Below are 380 nucleotides of genomic sequence, written 5' to 3' on the forward strand. Positions count from 1 at the left end.
CGGGCTGGGCCGGCGTGAAGATCAAGGTCGGCAAGCCCCACGCCGCCGAGGACGCCGAGCGCCTGCGGGCCGTCCGCGAAGCCGTCGGGCCGACCCTGCACATCATGACCGACGCCAACCAGTCCCAGAACGCCTCCTCGGCGCTGCGACTCGCACGGGCCCTGGAACCCTACGACCCGTACTGGCTCGAAGAACCTCTGCCGGCCGACGACATCAGCGGCCACGCACGACTCGCGGCCGCCACCCGCATCCCCGTCGCGGTCGGCGAGTCCATGTACTCGCTCGCGCAGTTCCGCACCTACCTGGAGGCCGGCGCCGCGTCCATCGTGCAGGTGGACGCCGCCCGCGTCGGCGGCATCACCCCCTGGCTCAAGGTCGCC

At 72.6% G+C, this 380-nt stretch carries 1 protein-coding gene; it reads left to right on the forward strand.

Annotated features, from left to right (window positions below; translation table 11 throughout):
* On the forward strand, positions 1-380 hold a 380-nt coding region (locus PUR61_RS14025; protein WP_329879150.1), incomplete at both ends, for an enolase C-terminal domain-like protein.

It is taken from the genome of Streptomyces sp. BE20 (genome assembly GCF_036322525.1).
Lineage (GTDB): Bacteria > Actinomycetota > Actinomycetes > Streptomycetales > Streptomycetaceae > Kitasatospora.